Below are 3,204 nucleotides of genomic sequence, written 5' to 3'. Positions count from 1 at the left end.
AGGTCACCGCCGGACTTAACTTAGTATGATGGTTTGAGGCCCTTGCACCTGTTGGTGTGGGGGCCTCACCTGTTTAACCCGCGGGGTGTGTGGGTTGTGTGGTTCTGCCTGGTGGGGTGGGACCTTTTTGCGCTTTAACCGGCCTTAAACGACAGCTCGAAAACTTGACCGGCGTGATGCTGCCGTTACTCCGCGAGATGGCTACAAACAAATGAATGAGTCAACGATTCGGCAGTATATTGCCGTAAATGCTCTATTGAGGCATTATGGTGAGGGTAAACGTAAAAATCGGCGAGATTTTGCCGGACTGGAGCGCGTCGTGAATTCCCTGTCAGAAATTGGCTTCGCTATACAGCAGTCAAGAAAAGAGAGCGGGCTGACTCAAGAGCAGCTAGCAGAGCTGGCGGATATCTCTGAGCGCACTTTGCGGGCAATTGAAACTGGTGGTGGAAACCCTTCCATCACGGCTGTGCTGTCCACGGCTGCAGTTCTTGGGCTGAAAATTGTGGTGGAGAAATGAGCCACGAAATCCAAGAGCTTAAGCGAGTGCAGCGAGCCGATGTCTATCAAGTGAATATCAGCCGTTGTGGGGACCACCGATATTGCTCCAGGGTTCTGGACATGCTCAAACAGAACCCACCAAAAGATCCCCGAGAAATCGGGGATCTTTTGCGTTAAACCTCTATTAATTCACACCCACTTTCGATAGAATTTAACTGAACATACTAGTCGGGGCGTGGAGGTGGAAAGATGGCATATATGAACGCCGAACCCTTCCTCACCTTCAACCCACGCCCCGAAGCAATACCCATCGGACACGCGGCAGGTTTACTCGAAGATGATCACGGCGGGCAAGTGTTCATCCACGGAATGCTCTGGCACTCCTGGACCACCGGCGATGACACCTCCAAACGATTAGCAGCTGTGTCGTTGTGGCGGATGAAAGCGGCCTCAGCCGCAGAAATAGGCCACGCCTTCGGCGTCATCGAAGACACTATTTGGCACTGGCACCGCACGCTGAACACCACCGGCCTGAACTCGTTGACTAGTGAGAAACGTGGACCGAAAGGCGGCTCCAAACTCACCAAAGAGGTCATCACCCGCATTCAACAGCTACGCGCCAGCGGCCTGACTCTGACGGCAACTGCCGCGCAAACCGGTGTCTCGGAATTCAGTGTCCGCCGCGCCATGAAGCTGGACCCCGCCACTGGCCAACCACCAGTACCTGGCCAGGATTTGAGGACCGCTGACCTCACCGAAGCAATCCAAGAAGAACTACCGATACTGCCAACCCCGGCGCCACGCACCGAAGAACGCCTCGCCGCGTCCACCGGAACCCTGACCGAAGCGGTCCCGGTGTTCACTCCAGCCGCGAAGATCCCCTACGCCGGACTACTGCTCGCATTACCAGCGTTGGAAGCCACCGGTCTGCTGTCCTGTGTTCATCAGGTGTATTCAGCATTGAAGCCTGGATTTTATGGGCTGAACACCACCATCCTTGAAGCGGTGCTGCGCACCTTGGCCGGGGAGCCACGCGCCGAAGGCGCGAGGCGGTTGAAGCCAGCAGATTTGGGCAGGATTCTGGGGTTGGACCGTGCCCCGGAAGTAAAAACCATCCGCCGCAAGCATCAGGAACTCGCCGCCCAAACCCATGCAGTCGAACTGCTTGTTGCCTTAGGAAAACACCACCTCGCCAGCACGGAACCAACAGGTGAGGGCGATGCGCTGGGGTTGCTGCTGTATGTGGACGGGCACGTACGCTCCTACCAAGGGTCCAAAAAAATCGGTAAGCAGTACTCGACCCGCCTGAAATATCCGGTGCCGGCGTCCATGGAAACGTGGGTTTCTGACGCGTCTGGTGCGCCGGTGTTCATGGTGATGGCCGCGCCGTCCAAGAATCTGGTCGGTGAGCTGCGCGGCCTGGTTCCTCAGTTGCGTGCGCTGGTGGGTGACCAGAGGCGGGTTCTGATCGGCTTTGACCGTGAAGGCTGGTCCCCAGCGTTGTTCGAGTATTTGTATGAGCAAGGGTTTGACGTATTGACTTGGCGCAAGGGCAGTATCCCGGACCTTGATCCAGGAATATTCCGTAAGGCGAGGTTCACTAATCAGTGGGGCCAGGATCATGAGTGGAAGCAGGCTGCTGACACTGTCGTCGGGGTTGAGGTGGATGCCAAGGCCCGTAAGAACGCTGAAGCGGCCGGCGAAGCATCGGATGAAACAGGGGCGCTGGTTCCGTCCGTTGGCGTCACCGTGGACGGGATGTTTGGGATGCGGCAGGTCAGCCGGATCGTTGCTGCCGGCAAGCAAGTGCGTGAGAGTACCGGGGAAGCGGATCGCCAGATTCATCTGCTGACTACGAATACTACGTTGAGTGCTGGGGAGTTGATCTTCCATATCGGCAGGCGTTGGCGGCAAGAAAATTACTTCCGATACGCCCGCCAGCACTTTGCTTTGGACTCCCACGACACCTATCAGCACACCGTGGATGACGTGACCCGTAGCGTGCCGAACCCGGCGAAAGAGAAAGCGAAGCAAGCACGAGATGCGGCAGCAGCAGTGGTGAGCACGCTGAGCAGCGTCGCTGACGCACAGATGTTGCGGTTGAACACTCCGGAACCAGGGGAAACCCGGGTGGTCAGTAACGCTGAGGTTAATCAGATTAACGCGCCGGTGATCAAAGCGGAACAAGCACTGCACAAGGCTACAAAGAAGTGGGAGAAGATCCCTGCCCGGCTGCCGTTAGGTGAAGTAAATCCGGGACAACTAGTGTTGGAAACAGAGCATAAGCAGTTGCTTCATGCGGTGCGGATGTCCGCATTCAATGCGTCCATGGCCATGGTCGCTGACATTCGTTCACACACCGGGTTGAGATCTGTGTTCAAGGACGCGAATGAGTTCGTGCGTCAAGCGTTGACCGGTAGTGGGGATTTGGACCCACGAACCGACGGCTTTTTGGACGTCGTCTTGGATCCGTTACCTACCCGGCGGGAAACGGTGGCGTTGGGTGAGATGTGTGAACGGCTCTCTGAGACACGCACCCGGTATCCGGGGACGGACCGGGTGTTGCGGTATCGGGTGAAGAATCATTGCTGAGTGTTGAGTTTATTTTTTAGCCGATGTCCAGAACCCTGTGTGCACGGTCACCTCGGAAAAGGGCCTCCCGATTTGAAACATCCCGCAAATCTGTGTATAGTTTTTATCTGT

Annotated in this window: 2 protein-coding genes; both read left to right on the top strand. The window is 56.3% G+C overall.

Annotated elements, in window-relative coordinates; translation table 11 throughout:
- Positions 1–211: 211 nt before the first annotated feature.
- Complete coding sequence (locus CQ017_RS17730) at positions 212–520, top strand: helix-turn-helix transcriptional regulator (RefSeq protein ID WP_105554812.1); 309 nt, start codon at positions 212–214, stop codon at positions 518–520.
- A gap of 230 nt (positions 521–750) precedes the next feature.
- Entirely contained in the window at positions 751–3,093 is a 2,343-nt protein-coding gene (locus CQ017_RS17725; RefSeq protein WP_105554811.1) for a putative transposase, read from the top strand.
- The last annotated feature ends 111 nt before the right edge of the window (positions 3,094–3,204 follow it).

The sequence above is a fragment of the Arthrobacter sp. MYb224 genome (assembly GCF_002975455.1).
GTDB lineage: Bacteria > Actinomycetota > Actinomycetes > Actinomycetales > Micrococcaceae > Glutamicibacter.
Note: the sequence above shows the minus strand (reverse complement) of the source record. Positions and strands in the feature narration are given on the sequence as shown.